This window comes from Paraburkholderia sp. CNPSo 3281, assembly GCF_024206515.1.
Taxonomy (GTDB): Bacteria; Pseudomonadota; Gammaproteobacteria; order Burkholderiales; family Burkholderiaceae; genus Paraburkholderia; species Paraburkholderia nodosa.
This window is the reverse complement of sequence record NZ_JAMBPS010000039.1, coordinates 1-13757: the sequence shown is the minus strand read 5'-3', so window position 1 is coordinate 13757 and position 13757 is coordinate 1. Positions and strand designations below refer to the sequence as shown.

Here is a 13757-nt window from a genome sequence, read left to right as displayed (position 1 = left end):
GACCGGAGGATTGGTGATACCCGCATTCTACTGGCAATCCACCGCAGTCTACGACTTCGGCCTTGCCGCTTGGGGCGCGATCAGGCTCGCGCGAGCCCGATCGGAGCGGGGAGGAATTATGCGCGCCGCGTGCCCGCGAGGCAGACCCAGCCTTCGTGTTCGCGCCAGACCGAGATGTCGATCCACTGCGCGTACACCTGCGCGACTTCCTCGGCCTGGCGCGCGAGGATGCCCGAAAGTGCGATGCGTCCGCCCGGCTTCACGCGCGAGGAGAGCATCGAGGCCATCAGCTTGAGCGGATTCGAAAGAATGTTGGCGACGACGATGTCGAACTCGCCGGCGGGGCAATCGTCGGGCAGGCCGTAGGTGACTTCCGCGCGATTGCGCTCGCTGTTGTGACGCGCCGACTCGACCGCCTGCGGGTCGATGTCGATGCCGATCACCGGATTCGCACCGCACTTCTGCGCGAGGATCGCGAGGATGCCCGAGCCGCAGCCGTAGTCGAGCAGCGAATTGCCGGGCTGCACGTGCTGTTCGAGCCATTCCATGCACAAACGCGTGGTGGGATGGCTGCCCGTGCCGAACGCGAGGCCCGGGTCCAGTTCGAGCACGAGCGCGTTCGGGTCCGGGGCATCGTGCCACGACGGCACGACCCAGATGCGCTCGCCGATCTGGATCGGGTCGAACTGCGATTGCGTCAAACGCACCCAGTCCTGCTCCTCGACTTCGCGCAGCGAGAACTTCGGCGTTTCGGCGAGACCCAGCTCGTTCGAAGCGGCGGCGAGCAGCAGAGCGGGATCCTGATCGGCGCCGATCAGCGCAATCACGCGCGAATGCTGCCACGCGGTGCGATCGGGTGTTAAGCCCGGTTCGCCGAAGAGCGGCTGCTCGTCGGGCGTGTCGGCGTCGGCGTCTTCCACCGACACCGAGAGGGCGCCAAGCTCGATCAGCGCGTCGGAAAGTTCTTCCGCGCGGTCACGCTCGAGCTCGACGATCAGTTCCCGATAGCTCATGAATTACGCTTCGTCCTTCTTCACTGCCTGACGCTCGGCCAGACGGCTTTCGAGGTAGTGAATGCTCGTGCCGCCTTCGACGAACTTCGCATCGAGCATCAGCTCGCGATGCAGCGGGATGTTGGTCGAGATGCCTTCGACCACCATTTCCGAGAGCGCGATGCGCATGCGCTGAATGGCCTGCTCGCGCGTGGCGCCGTAGGTGATCAGCTTGCCGATCATCGAATCATAGTTCGGCGGCACAAAATAGCCATTGTAGGCATGCGAGTCGACGCGCACGCCAGGACCGCCCGGCATGTGCCACGACGTGAGACGGCCCGGCGACGGCGTGAACTTGAACGGATCTTCCGCGTTGATACGGCACTCGATCGCGTGGCCCTTCAGCTGGATGTCGCGCTGGCGGAACGAGAGCTTCTCGCCCGCGGCGATGCGGATCTGCTCCTGCACGATGTCGATGCCCGTGATCAGCTCGGTGACCGGGTGCTCGACCTGCACGCGCGTGTTCATCTCGATGAAGTAGAACTCGCCGTTTTCATACAGGAACTCGAACGTGCCCGCGCCGAGGTAGCCCATCTTTTTGCACGCGTCGGCGCAACGATCGCCGATGCGATCGAGCAGGCGGCGCGCGATGCCCGGCGCCGGCGCTTCCTCGATCACCTTCTGGTGGCGGCGCTGCATGGAGCAGTCGCGCTCGCCGAGCCACACGGCGTTCTTGAACGAGTCCGCGAGAATCTGGATCTCGATGTGACGCGGGTTCTCGAGGTACTTCTCCATGTAGACCTGCGGATTGCCGAACGCACGGCCAGCTTCCTCGCGGGTCATGTTGACCGCGTTCACGAGCGCCGCTTCCGTGTGCACGACACGCATGCCGCGGCCGCCGCCGCCGCCCGCCGCCTTGATGATGACGGGGTAGCCGATCGCGCGGGCGATCTTCACGATTTCCTTCGGATCGTCGGGCAGTGCGCCTTCCGAGCCCGGCACGCAGGGCACGCCGGTCTTGATCATGGTCTGCTTCGCCGTGACCTTGTCGCCCATCATGCGGATCGTTTCCGGGCGCGGGCCGATGAAGGTGAAGCCCGACTGCTCGACACGCTCGGCGAAGTCGGCGTTCTCGGAGAGGAAGCCGTAGCCTGGGTGGATCGCTTCTGCGTCGGTGACTTCGGCCGCGCTGATGAGCGCCGGCATGTTCAGGTAGCTCAGGTTCGAAGGCGCCGGGCCGATACAGACCGCCTCGTCCGCGAGCTTCACGTACTTGGCTTCCTTGTCGGCTTCCGAATAGACGACGACCGTCTTGACGCCGAGTTCGCGGCACGCGCGCTGGATGCGGAGCGCGATTTCGCCACGATTGGCAATGAGGATTTTTTCAAACATGGTGGGTATTCGACTCATCAAAGGGCGTCGCAAGTCGTATGTGCGTACGCCTCAGAGGATCGGTCGCGTGCGTCGCCGTCATGGGGCGCCAAACGCGACAAACGCGGCGCGGCCAGAAAAGAAGGCCGCCGCCGCGCGCAGAAAAGCTTAGGCGATCACGTAGAGCGGCTGGCCGTATTCAACTGCCTGGCCGTTCTCGACGAGGATTTCCTTGACCACGCCGGACGTGTCCGACTCGATCTCGTTGAGCAACTTCATCGCTTCGATGATGCAAAGCGTCTGGCCTTCCTTGACCGTGTCGCCAACCTGGACGAACGGGTCGGCGCCCGGCGACGGCGCGCGGTAGAACGTGCCCACCATCGGCGAGGTCACGATATGGCCTTGCGGCACAGCGGGCGCTGCGGGGGCGGCTGCGGCAGCGTCGCCGACATGGGCGGGCGCTGCGAGCGGAGCGCCCATCATCGGCGCCCCGTATTGCGCGGGGCCCGGCTGCACGTAAACGGGCGGCGCGTTCTTGACGATGCGCACCTTGCCTTCACCCTCGGTCACTTCGAGCTCCGAGATGCCCGATTCGGAGACGAGGTCGATCAGAGTCTTCAGCTTACGTAGATCCATGGTGCAGCCCCTTTTACTTTGAATACGTGAAGTGCCGGGGCGCGCGCGTCCCGACACGGGTTGTTGTTCAGGTATTGACGGTCATCCGGCGCAGGAATCAGGCCGCCGACCGGGCAGCGAGCCGGTCGAGCGCGTATTCGAGCGCGTAGAGATAACCCTTCCAGCCGAGGCCGCAAATCACACCTTCGGCCTGGTCGGAAAAATACGAATGGTGCCGGAAGGACTCGCGGCGATGCACGTTCGACAGGTGAATCTCGACGAATGGGATGCCGACACCTGCCAGCGCATCACGGATCGCGACGCTCGTATGCGTGTACGCGGCCGGGTTGATCAGGATGAAGTCGGTCTGCTCGGTGCGGGCCGACTGAATGCGGTCGACCAGCGCGCCTTCGTGGTTGCTCTGGAAGGTCGCGAGCTCGACGCCGGCGTCCGCCGCGCGGTCCGAGAGCGCCTGATCGATCTGCGGCAGCGTCACGCGCCCGTACACCTCCGGTTCCCGGGTGCCGAGAAGATTGAGGTTGGGGCCGTGCAGAACCAGCAGTCGCGTCATGGTCGCTTCTTTTTCCGTGGAATTGCGCGAACTTTAGCGCCGATTAGAGAATTTTGTCTAGTTTTCCGATAAGACGATATGGCCCCGACCATGCCTTGCGGCGAGGGTCCGGGCCGATCTTCAGTCAAATGACAGGATTCACACGGCAAAATCTGCGCTACGGCGCTTAAGATTGTGCCAAATATTCCGCTGCGTCAAAGCGCGTCGAGCGTGCGTCGAAGCTCGTCCGGCTTGATTTGCCCTAATTTTGTCGAACGAACGGCGCCGTTCGCGTCGATTACCACCGTGTAAGGTAAGCCGCCTGCGTTGTTGCCGAATGCGCGCGCGACGTCCGCGCCGCCGAAGCCGGCGATGTAGATCGGGTAATCGACTGGCACCTTCTTGAGGAACGTCTTGATGTTCGCGGCCGAGTCCACGCCTACGCCGACGAACTGAATCCCCTTCTTCGCGTATTCACGCTGGAGCGCCGAAAGCTCCGGCATTTCCTCGACACACGGGCCGCACCAGGAGGCCCAGAAGTTGACCACGATCGGCCGGCCCTTGTAGATGGCGAGCGATTGCGCCTTGCCGTCCGGGTTCGTGACCGCCGCCGACCAGAGCTGGCCGACCGCATTCTGCTTGCCGCTCGCCGAGGCCGCGCTTACCGAGGCCGCGTCGGCCACGCCGGCGCTGCCGCTCGTGGCCCAGTGCCCAGCCAGTATGCCGCCGCCTGCGGCGATTGCCGCCACTGCGACGCCGGCCAGAATCCGCTTCGTATTCATCGCTGCCGTTTTCAGGTTGTAGAAGAAGTGGCGCCGCTCTCGTCGATCAGCGCCTGGAGGGCCTGCGCATTGGCGCGCGGCAGCCTGCCACGCGCGTCGGCGCGCACGGCGCCGCGCAAGTCGTCCGTATTGTAGAGTGCAACGTGTATGCCCACCGGCTCCTCGGCGCGCGACGGACGCCACATGAAGCTGAGTGTCTCCACGAGGCCGCGCGCCGCGAAATGGCGCGTTTCCGACACGTCGTACTGCACGTTCGCGTTCAGGAGCCAGATCGCGACATCCTTCGCGTTGTCACAAAAAATCTGCAGATGGATGTCGGAGTGCTCGCCCGCCGTGCCGTTGAGCACCGCGCCGGTCAGGAACGGATTGAACGCCTCGAGCCGCTGCATCCATTCGAGCGCGATCTCGCGCAGGCGGCGCAGCACGGCCGGCTGGCTGTCGCTCTGAAAGAGGGCCTGATATTCGCGGATCTCTTCCTCGATCTGATCGTTGTCGGGCAGCCAGGTGCCTTCGATACGCGTCTCCCCCACGACCTGCCGGGCCGCCTTGCGTTTGGCGGTGGCGTAGTCGAGGCCGTCCTCGGCGATCATCCTTGCTGCCGCGATGGCGATTTCCTCGCGCACGCGCTGGGGATCGAAATGTGATCTGCGAACCATCCTTTAATGATACTAGAGATCGCCCTGGGCTCCCGCAGGCGGCCACTGCGCCGCACCCGCCGCCGGGGTGGTCAGGGATTTTCCGTCGCCGTGAGAGCCTTGGTCGAGCCAATAGGGCTCGGGGCCTCGGGTACAATACCCGTCTTTGCTGCGGCGGCGCAGGGCTGCCGTCGTTCCAGCTTCTCCATCCTTTTCAACCGATCAATCCGATCAACGCGTTCACGACGCCCGCGCGGCGCGACAGGCTTATGCACATCCATATCCTCGGCATCTGCGGCACGTTCATGGGCGGACTCGCGGTGCTCGCGCGCAGCGCGGGCCACACGGTGACCGGCTGCGACGCCGGCGTGTACCCGCCGATGAGCACCCAGCTCGAAGCGCAGGGCATCCGCCTCATCGAGGGTTACGATGCGAGCCAGACTGAACTCAAGCCCGATCTCTACGTGATCGGCAACGTGGTCACGCGCGGCAACCCGCTGATGGAGGAGATCCTCAATCGCGGCTTGCCGTACACGTCGGGTCCGCAGTGGCTCGGCGAACACGTGCTGCGCGACAAGTGGGTGCTCGCGGTGGCGGGCACGCACGGCAAAACCACCACGAGCTCGATGCTCACGTGGCTGCTCGAAGACGCGGGCCTGAATCCCGGCTTCCTGATCGGCGGCGTGCCGCTCAATTTCGGCGTGTCGGCGCGCCTGACCGATTCGAGCTTCTTCGTGATCGAAGCCGACGAGTACGACACGGCGTTCTTCGACAAGCGCTCGAAGTTCGTTCATTACCGTACGCGCACGGCGCTGCTCAACAACCTCGAATTCGATCACGCCGACATCTTCCCCGATCTCGCGGCGATCGAAACGCAGTTTCATCATCTCGTGCGCACGATTCCGGGCGTTGGCCGCATCGTCACGAACGGCCGCTCGGACGCGCTCGAACGCGTGCTCACGCGCGGCGTATGGAGCGACGTGGAGCGCTTCGGCGTGGATGGCGGCTGGCAGGCGCTGCCCGCTGAAGACGGCGTGCCGGTGGACGAGCGCTTCGCCGTCTATCACAACAGCGAACGTGCAGGCGTGGTGGACTGGCAGATCCAGGGCGAACACAACCGCCTGAATGCGCTCGCGGCGATTGCCGCCGCGCGCAGCGTGGGCGTGCCGCCCGCGCAGGCCGCCGCCTCGCTCGCCACGTTCCGCAACGTGAAGCGCCGCATGGAAGTGCGCGGGAGCGTTGACGGCGTGACCGTCTACGACGACTTCGCGCACCATCCCACGGCCATCGAAACGACGATCGCCGGCCTGCGCACGCGCGTCGGCCACGAAAACACGCGCATCCTCGCCGTGCTGGAGCCGCGCTCGAACACGATGAAGCTCGGCGTGATGAAGGCGCAGCTGCCCGCGAGTCTCGCCGACGCCGACCTCGTGTTCGGCTACGGCGCACCGAGCGGCAAGGATGCGCTCGGCTGGGACCTCGTTGGCGCACTGGCCCCGCTCGGCGAAAAGGCTCGCGCTTTCCACGATCTCGAAGCGCTCGTGAAGGCGGTCGCCGCAGCCGCACGCCCCGGCGACCAGGTGCTCGTGATGAGCAACGGCGGTTTCGGCGGCGTGCATCAAAAGCTGCTCGACGCGCTCTCGGCACGGAGCGCGGCGTGATCGTCTATCTGCACGGCTTTCGCTCGTCGCCCCAGTCGTTCAAGGCGCGCCTGCTGGCGGCGCGCATGGCCGAGCTGGGACGCAGCGGCGAATGGCTGTGCCCGACGCTGCCGGTGTCGCCGCAGGAGGCCATTGCGCTCGCCGAGCAGGAGATCGGCGCGCAATTGAAGCCGGGCGAGCGCGTCACGCTCATCGGCAGTTCGCTCGGCGGCTACTTTGCCACGCATCTCGCGCAAAAGCATGGCTGGCGCGCTGCGCTCTTGAACCCCGCCGTGGTGCCTGACCGCGATCTGTCGAAGTATCTCGGCGAGCAGCCGCTCTGGCACGGCGGCGGCAGCATCGTCGTCGAACCGCGTCATCTGGAAGAATTGCGCGCGCTGGCCGTTACGAAGGTGACGCAACCCGCGCGCTACTATCTGATCGCGGCGACCGGCGACGAAGTGCTCGATTACCGCGAGATGCTCGCGCACTATGCGGGTGTGCCCACACACCTGATCGAAGGCAGCGATCATGGCATCAGCGAGTTCGCAGATTACGTCGACGAAGTGATCCGTTTCTGCGATGCCGCTTGATGCGTGCGAACGCCTATATGTATACAGCACCGCCCGCGCGCCGCGCCGGCGGTCGAAGCAAGTCTGAACGAGAGTATTGAGTGAACGTTTTCTTTGAGGAATCGGGCAGTTTCAAGGCCGGCAGCGTGCTGTCGCGCCAGGGCGATGCGTTTCAGGTCGAGCTGCCGGGCGGGCGGCGCGCCAAGGTGCGCGCCAAAGACGTGTTGATCGAGTTCGAGAAGCCGGCTGCGGGCGAGCTGCTGGAGCAGGCGGACGCCGCCGCCCAGGAGATCGATCTGGATTTCCTGTGGGAGTGCGCGCCCGCCGATGAATTCGCCTACACGGCGCTTGCGAGCGAGTATTTCGGCGAAACCTACGGCCCGGTCGAGCGCGCCGCGCTCGTGCTGCGCCTGCATGGCTCCCCCGTGTACTTTCGCCGCAAGGGGCGCGGCCAGTATCAGCGCGCGCCTGAAGAGCAGCTCAAGATGGCGCTGGCCTCGCTCGAGCGCAAGCGTCAGCAGGCTCTGGTGCAGGCCGGTTACGAAGAGGAGCTGAAGGCGGGTGAACTGCCCGAGGCGTTCAAGGGCCGAGCGCTCGGACTCCTCACGAAGCCCGACAAGAATTCCATCGAGTACAAGGCGCTCGAAGCGGCGGCCGCCGCGCGCGGCATTTCGATGCCGCGCCTCATGCTCGAAAACGGTGGCATCGCTTCGCCGCGCGCGCTGCACGAGGCACGCTTCCTCGCGGACTTCTTCCCGCACGGCACGGGTTTCCCGCCCGTCGAAGTGGGCACGCTGCCCGAGGATCTGCCTGACGCCGCCGAGCACGTGCAGGCGTTTTCGATCGACGACGTCACCACGACCGAAATCGACGACGCATTCTCGATCGAGCACCTGGCCGACGGCCGCGTGCGCATCGGCATTCACATCGCGGCGCCTGCGCTTGGCATCCAGCGCGGCGACACGGCGGACACGATCGCGCGCACGCGCCTTTCGACGGTCTACATGCCTGGCGACAAGATCACGATGCTGCCCGACGATTTCGTCGACGCGTTCACGCTCAAGGAAGGCGGTCTGCGCCCGGCGCTTTCGCTCTACTGCATCGTGAACCGCGAGACGCAGGAGATCGTCGCGACCGAAACGCGCGCCGAGCGCGTGTTCGTGAAGAGCAATCTGCGTCACAACACGCTCGACGAAGTCGTCACCGAAGCGACGCTCGCAGCGGGCACGGGCGAGTATCCACACAAGGACGACATCGCCGTACTGTGGCCGTTCGCGCAGGCGCTGTTCGAGAAGCGCCAGCAGGCGCGCGCCGGTTACGGCCTGCGTCGCGAAGTCCAGCGCAACACCGACTTCAACTTCTACGTGGAAGGCGAGCATGTGACCATCTCGCCGCGCCGTCGCGGCTCGCCGCTCGACCTGATCGTCGCGGAACTGGCGATTCTCGCGAACTCCACGTGGGGCGCCTTCCTGCACGATCACGGCGTGCCGGGCATCTATCGCTCGCAGCGCGCGTTCGGCGCGCCGACCGGTCCCAAGCGCACGCGTATGCAAACCAACGCCGCGCCGCACGAAGGACTCGGCGTCGCGCAGTATGCGTGGAGCACCTCGCCGCTGCGCCGCTATGTGGACCTCGTGAACCAGTGGCAGTTGCTCGCTTGCGTGGAGCACGGCGTGGCCGCCAAGCTCGTCGCGCCGTTCAAGCCGAAAGACGCCGATCTTTTCGCCGTCGTGCAGGGCTTCGACGAGACCTATACCGCTTACGCCGATCACCAGCGCCGCATGGAGTACTTCTGGTGCCTGCGCTGGCTGCAGCAGGAAATGCGCGGTGAGGGCGGGCGCGAGGCGCGCCGCGAATTCCCGGCGAGCGTGGTGAAGGACGACCTGGTGCGTTTCGAAGAAGTGCCGCTGCTCATGCACGTACTCGCGCTTGGCGTGCATGCGCGCGGCACGCGCCTGATGATGGAAGTGCTGTCGATCGACGAGTTGACCATCGAGGCTTCGGTGCGCATGCTGCGCGTGCTCGATGCGCCCGTCGTGACGAGCGGCGAGCAGGCCGAAGAGGACGCGGGCGAAGACGAAGAGCTGATCGAAACCGCCGACGAGTCCGCGCAAAGCGAAGCGGAAGCCGTTGCGGAAGCGGGCGAAGCCGAAGGCGATGCGCCCGCGGCGGAAGAACAATCGAGCGAGCAGCACGCTACGGAGCCGCGCGAATGAGCGTCAGCGAGTCGAAGCCTGTCGTGCACGCCGACCGCTACGCCGTAGTCGGCAACCCGGTGGCGCACAGCAAGTCGCCGTACATCCACGCGCAGTTCGCGCTGCAAACGGGCGAGCGCGTCGAATACGACCGCCTGCTCGCGCCGCTAGATGGTTTCGTCGAGCACGTGCAGGCGTTTCACGCAGCGGGCGGCCGCGGCCTGAACGTGACCGTGCCGTTCAAGCTCGAAGCGCACGCGCTCGCGCACAAGCTCTCGCCGCGCGCGGCGGCGGCGGGCGCGGTGAACACGCTGCGCTTCGACGCAGACGGCATCTTCGGCGACAACACCGACGGCTTCGGCCTCGTGCGCGACATCGAGGTGAACCTCGGCGTTGCGCTCGAAGGCGCGCGCGTGCTGCTGCTCGGCGCGGGCGGCGCGGCGCGCGGCGTCGTGCTGCCGATGCTCGAGCGCCGGCCGCGCGAGATCACCATCGTGAACCGCACGGCGCCCAAGGCGTACGCGCTCATCGAGCAGTTCACCGGCGCGGCGGGCGAGTTCGGCTGCCTCCTCAACGGCGGCGGTCCGCAAGCGGTCTCTCGCGACCCGGTCGATCCCGAGCCCTACGACGTGATCGTGAACGCGACGGCGGGCAGCCTCGATGCGGCTTTGCCCGAGTGTGACGAGCGTGCGTTTTGCACCGGCACGCTCGCCTACGACATGATGTACGGCGCGCAGCCCACCGTGTTCATGCGCCACGCGCAGGCACTTGGCGCGCGCGCGGCCGACGGCCTCGGCATGCTGGTCGAGCAGGCCGCCGAGTCGTTCTTCGTGTGGCGCGGCGTGCGGCCCGAGGGCGCGCCGGTGCTGGCGGCGTTGCGCGCGCAACTCGCCGCGCAGGCCGCGTAACGCTCGGCGCTTCCCGCACACAACGGAGACGACGCCATGCGCAGGCAAGCCATCGGTGCGCAGGCCGCGGCGGTCGCGAGCGGCAGTGGGCGGCGCGCGCAGACGCGCAAGCGTCCTGGCGCGCTGCGCTGGCTGACCTGGATCGTCTCGGTGTTCGCCATTGCGTGGATCGCCACGCAACTCTTCTACTTCGCGCAAATCGCGGCCTGGAACTTCGTCGATCCGCAAACCACGGCGTTCATGCGCACCGATGCCGCGCGTCTGTCCGCCGACCGCCCCGGTCTCACGATCCAGCACGAATGGGTGCCGTACGACCAGATCTCGCGCAACCTGAAGCGCGCGATCATCGCGTCCGAGGACGCGAACTTCGTCAACAACAACGGCTACGAAACCGACGCCATCCTCCAGGCGTGGGAAAAGAACAAGCAGCGCGGCCATATCGTGCGCGGCGGCTCGACCATCACGCAGCAGCTCGCGCGCAACCTGTTCCTCTCGCGCGAGCAGAGCTACATCCGCAAGGGCCAGGAGTTCATCATCACGTGGATGCTGCAGACGCTGCTCGACAAGGAGCGCATCTTCGAGGTCTATCTGAATTCGGTGGAGTGGGGCAACGGCGTGTACGGCGCGCAAGCCGCCGCGCGTTACTACTACCGCACGAGTGCCGCGAAGCTCACGCCGTGGCAGTCGGCGCGGCTCGCGGTGATGCTGCCGCGTCCCAAGTACTTCGACGAGCATCGCAACTCGGCGTATCTCGCGCAGCGCACCGCGGTGATTGCGCGGCGCATGGGGGCGGCTGAGTTGCCGCATTGAAGCGCCAGCGGATCGCCACGCCCATGAAAAACGCGCCGTCTTTGCGGCGCGTTTTGCTTTGGCGTTTCGCCTGATCGAAAGATTGCGGCGATCTTGCCCTTACTGGCGCGCGAGCCGCGCGTTGTCCGGCATCGGCATGTTGAAGTTGGTGCGAAACGGATTGATGTCGAGGCCGCCGCGCCGCGTGTAGCGCGCGTAGACGGCGAGCCGGTCCGGTTTGCACTCGCGCAGGATGTCCATGAAGATGCGCTCGGCGCACTGCTCGTGAAAGCCCGTGTGATTGCGGTACGAGATGATGTAGCGCAAGAGGCCCGCCTGATCGATCTGCGGCCCGACGTAGTGGATCTGCACGCTGCCCCAGTCGGGCTGGCCCGTCACCGGGCAGTTCGACTTGAGCAGGTTCGAGATCAGCGTTTCTTCCACCGGGGCTTCGTCGAAGGCCGCCTTCAGAAGCGTCGGCTCCGGGTGATAGATTTCCGTGTCGAGATCGAGGCGGTCGAGCGAGAGCCCGTCGAATTCCTCGAACGGAATCTTGCCGAATCCGCCCGGCTGATCGAACTTCACCGAAACCGATGCACCGCAAGCCGCCGTCACATCGCGCTTGATCGTGTCGCGCACCACGTCGGCGGATTCAAACGGCGTTTGCGCGAACGAGCCCAGATAGAGCTTGAACGACTTCGATTCGATGATGTTCGGCGAGTCGGCGGGAATGAAGAACGTGGCGATCGCGATCTGCGGCTTGCCGCGCGCGTTGAGCCACGAAAGCTCGTAGGCGTTCCAGATATCGCTGCCGAAGAACGGCAGTTGCGCGCCTATGCCGATCTGTTCGCGCGCACCCGCGCGCGGGATCGGGAACAGGAGCGAAGCGTCGTATTGCTCGGTGTAGGTGGAGGCCTTACCGAGCGGAGATTGATCGGGAGTCATGATGCGTTGGCTTCGGTTGCGAGATTGGTCACGCCGCTCGCCACGTGCCCGGTGGCCGTGACCGAGTGCGCGGATTCGCAGTGGCGGATCTGGTCGTCGAAGAAAAAATCGGGTTCGAACTCGCGCAGGAACGGGCCTTTGTCGAGTCCGCCAAGAAACATCGCTTCGTCGATCTCGATGTTCCAGGCCATCAGCGTCCGGATTGCACGCTCGTGCGCGGGCGCGGAGCGCGCGGTGACGAGGGCGGTGCGGATGCGCATTTGCGCGTTCGCGTCGGCGAGCTTCTGCATACGGTTGAGCGCTGCCAGCAACGGCTGCAGCGGGCCTTGCGCGAGCGGCAATTCGCGGTTGTCGCGCTCGTGGCTCACGAACGCGGAAAGCCCCTTGCTCTGGAAAATCTGCTCGGCTTCGTCGGAAAAGAGCACCGCATCGCCGTCGAACGCGATGCGAATTTCGTGCGCGTTGCGTTCCGCCATTGTCGCCGATTCCGGAAAGACGCGTGCGGCGGGGAAACCGGCGTCGAGCGCGCTCTTCACGTCCGCCGGGTTCGCGGAGAGAAACAGCGACGCATTGAGCGGCTTGAGGTAATGCCAGGGCTCGCGCCCGCGCGTGAAGACGCCGCGCTGAATGTCGAGCCCGTGCTCGCGGCACGAGCTGAACGCGCGCAGACCGCTGATGGGATCGCTGCGCGAGAGAATCACGACTTCCACGTGATGCGCCCCGTCATTGAGCGCGAGCAGCTTGCGGATCAGCGCGAACGCCACGCCTGGCCGCGCGGGCACGTTCAGGCGCTCGCGCTGGAGCGCCTCGTAGGCTTGCAGGTCGCCGGCCTCGAACACGTGGTTTTCCTCCTCGAAATCGAAGAGCGCACGCGACGAAATGGCGACGACGAGCTTGTCGGAAAGAGAAACGGACACGATTGCGGCTCGTTACGCGAGGAACAACCGATACGCCGGATTTCTCGTCTCTTCCCAGTGCGGATAACCGAGCGTGGCGAGGAAGCGGCGGAACTCGGCGTCTTCGGCGGCGGGCACCTGGATGCCCACCAGAATCGAGCTGTAGTCGGCGCCCTGGTTGCGGTAGTGGAACAGGCTGATGTTCCAGTTCGGCGCCATCGACGAAAGAAAGCGCATGAGCGCGCCCGGGCGCTCCGGAAACTCGAAGCGGAACAGGCGTTCGTCGTGCGCGAGCGGCGAGCGCCCGCCCACCATGTAGCGGATGTGCTGCTTGGACAGCTCGTCGCCGGTGAGATCGACGCTCGGAAAGCCGTGATCGACGAAGGTCTTCGCGATCTGCTGCGACTCGCCGCGGTTGCGGATCTGCACGCCCACGAAGATGTGCGCGCGCTCGGCGTCGTCGATGCGGTAGTTGAACTCGGTCACGCTGCGCGTGCCGACCAGCTCGCAGAAGCGCTTGAAGCTGCCGCGTTCCTCGGGGATCGTCACGGCGAACACCGCTTCGCGCGCCTCACCCACCTCGGCGCGCTCGGCCACGAAGCGCATGCGGTCGAAGTTCATGTTCGCGCCCGAGGTGATCGCCACCAGCGTCTGGCCTTCGATGCCCTCGCGCTCCGCGTACTGCTTCGTGCCCGCCACGGCCAGTGCGCCGGCGGGTTCGAGCACGCTGCGCGTGTCCTGGAAGACGTCCTTGATCGCGGCGCACAGCGCGTCGGTATCGACGGTGAGCACTTCGTCGAGATAGTGCTGGCACAGGCGGAAGGTTTCCTCGCCCACGAGCTTGACGGCCGTGCCGTCCGAGAACAG

14 protein-coding genes are annotated in these 13757 nt (G+C 65.6%); 5 read left to right on the top strand and 9 right to left on the bottom strand.

Features of this window, described 5'->3' with window-relative positions:
- Positions 1-116: 116 nt before the first annotated feature.
- The 6 genes from prmA to M3I56_RS28720 form a co-directional block, all read right to left on the bottom strand.
- The gene (gene prmA / locus M3I56_RS28745) at positions 117-1013 is read right to left on the bottom strand and encodes a 50S ribosomal protein L11 methyltransferase (RefSeq protein WP_254356852.1); all 897 of its coding nucleotides are present in this window, start codon (positions 1011-1013) and stop codon (positions 117-119) included.
- Between the two features lie 3 nt (positions 1014-1016).
- Positions 1017-2384, bottom strand: a complete 1368-nt coding sequence (gene accC / locus M3I56_RS28740) for an acetyl-CoA carboxylase biotin carboxylase subunit (RefSeq protein ID WP_254356851.1) — start codon at positions 2382-2384, stop codon at positions 1017-1019.
- A 147-nt stretch (positions 2385-2531) separates the two neighbouring features.
- Positions 2532-2999 (bottom strand): acetyl-CoA carboxylase biotin carboxyl carrier protein, encoded by a 468-nt coding sequence (gene accB, locus M3I56_RS28735; protein ID WP_254356850.1) that lies wholly within the window; start codon positions 2997-2999, stop codon positions 2532-2534.
- 97 nt (positions 3000-3096) lie between these two features.
- Positions 3097-3549, bottom strand: coding sequence for a type II 3-dehydroquinate dehydratase (gene aroQ, locus M3I56_RS28730; protein WP_042270394.1), 453 nt, complete (start codon positions 3547-3549; stop codon positions 3097-3099).
- Positions 3550-3743: 194 nt separating this feature from the next.
- Positions 3744-4310: a TlpA disulfide reductase family protein gene (locus M3I56_RS28725; RefSeq protein ID WP_028207833.1), complete on the bottom strand. Its 567-nt coding sequence runs from the start codon at positions 4308-4310 to the stop codon at positions 3744-3746.
- A gap of 11 nt (positions 4311-4321) precedes the next feature.
- Complete coding sequence (locus M3I56_RS28720) at positions 4322-4966, bottom strand: UDP-N-acetylmuramate--alanine ligase (protein WP_254343917.1); 645 nt, start codon at positions 4964-4966, stop codon at positions 4322-4324.
- A gap of 248 nt (positions 4967-5214) precedes the next feature.
- On the opposite strand from M3I56_RS28720, the gene mpl reads away from it, so the two are divergent.
- From mpl to mtgA, 5 genes are all read left to right on the top strand, one after another.
- Positions 5215-6606: a UDP-N-acetylmuramate:L-alanyl-gamma-D-glutamyl-meso-diaminopimelate ligase gene (gene mpl, locus M3I56_RS28715; RefSeq protein WP_254356849.1), complete on the top strand. Its 1392-nt coding sequence runs from the start codon at positions 5215-5217 to the stop codon at positions 6604-6606.
- Positions 6603-7178 (top strand): YqiA/YcfP family alpha/beta fold hydrolase, encoded by a 576-nt coding sequence (locus tag M3I56_RS28710; RefSeq protein WP_254356848.1) that lies wholly within the window; start codon positions 6603-6605, stop codon positions 7176-7178. The genes mpl and M3I56_RS28710 overlap by 4 nt, the downstream gene beginning before the upstream one ends.
- A gap of 80 nt (positions 7179-7258) precedes the next feature.
- Positions 7259-9373: a ribonuclease catalytic domain-containing protein gene (locus M3I56_RS28705; RefSeq protein ID WP_254356847.1), complete on the top strand. Its 2115-nt coding sequence runs from the start codon at positions 7259-7261 to the stop codon at positions 9371-9373.
- Entirely contained in the window at positions 9370-10260 is an 891-nt protein-coding gene (aroE, locus tag M3I56_RS28700; protein WP_254356846.1) for a shikimate dehydrogenase, read from the top strand. Before M3I56_RS28705 ends, aroE begins: the two co-directional genes overlap by 4 nt.
- Positions 10261-10296: 36 nt before the next feature.
- Complete coding sequence (gene mtgA / locus M3I56_RS28695) at positions 10297-11070, top strand: monofunctional biosynthetic peptidoglycan transglycosylase (protein ID WP_254356845.1); 774 nt, start codon at positions 10297-10299, stop codon at positions 11068-11070.
- A gap of 99 nt (positions 11071-11169) precedes the next feature.
- Here the strand turns inward: mtgA and queF are convergent, their stop codons facing one another.
- The 3 genes from queF to ilvA form a co-directional block, all read right to left on the bottom strand.
- On the bottom strand, positions 11170-11994 hold the full coding sequence (gene queF / locus M3I56_RS28690; RefSeq protein ID WP_254356844.1) for an NADPH-dependent 7-cyano-7-deazaguanine reductase QueF: 825 nt from the start codon (positions 11992-11994) through the stop codon (positions 11170-11172).
- Positions 11991-12911, bottom strand: coding sequence for a 5'-nucleotidase (locus M3I56_RS28685; RefSeq protein ID WP_254356843.1), 921 nt, complete (start codon positions 12909-12911; stop codon positions 11991-11993). The genes queF and M3I56_RS28685 overlap by 4 nt, the downstream gene beginning before the upstream one ends.
- Before the next feature lie 12 nt (positions 12912-12923).
- A partial coding sequence (gene ilvA / locus M3I56_RS28680) for a threonine ammonia-lyase, biosynthetic (RefSeq protein ID WP_254356842.1) occupies positions 12924-13757 on the bottom strand: 834 nt, incomplete at its 5' end.

Excerpts from the sequence above, each read along its gene's own strand:
- accC (WP_254356851.1), bottom strand. The coding sequence starts at position 2,384 with ATGTTTGAAAAAATCCTCATTGCCAATCGTGGCGAAATCGCGCTCCGC.
- queF (WP_254356844.1), bottom strand. The coding sequence starts at position 11,994 with ATGACTCCCGATCAATCTCCGCTCGGTAAGGCCTCCACCTACACCGAG.
- mpl (WP_254356849.1), top strand. The coding sequence starts at position 5,215 with ATGCACATCCATATCCTCGGCATCTGCGGCACGTTCATGGGCGGACTC.
- accB (WP_254356850.1), bottom strand. The coding sequence starts at position 2,999 with ATGGATCTACGTAAGCTGAAGACTCTGATCGACCTCGTCTCCGAATCG.
- mtgA (WP_254356845.1), top strand. The coding sequence starts at position 10,297 with ATGCGCAGGCAAGCCATCGGTGCGCAGGCCGCGGCGGTCGCGAGCGGC.
- M3I56_RS28720 (WP_254343917.1), bottom strand. The coding sequence starts at position 4,966 with ATGGTTCGCAGATCACATTTCGATCCCCAGCGCGTGCGCGAGGAAATC.
- prmA (WP_254356852.1), bottom strand. The coding sequence starts at position 1,013 with ATGAGCTATCGGGAACTGATCGTCGAGCTCGAGCGTGACCGCGCGGAA.
- aroQ (WP_042270394.1), bottom strand. The coding sequence starts at position 3,549 with ATGACGCGACTGCTGGTTCTGCACGGCCCCAACCTCAATCTTCTCGGC.
- M3I56_RS28725 (WP_028207833.1), bottom strand. The coding sequence starts at position 4,310 with ATGAATACGAAGCGGATTCTGGCCGGCGTCGCAGTGGCGGCAATCGCC.
- aroE (WP_254356846.1), top strand. The coding sequence starts at position 9,370 with ATGAGCGTCAGCGAGTCGAAGCCTGTCGTGCACGCCGACCGCTACGCC.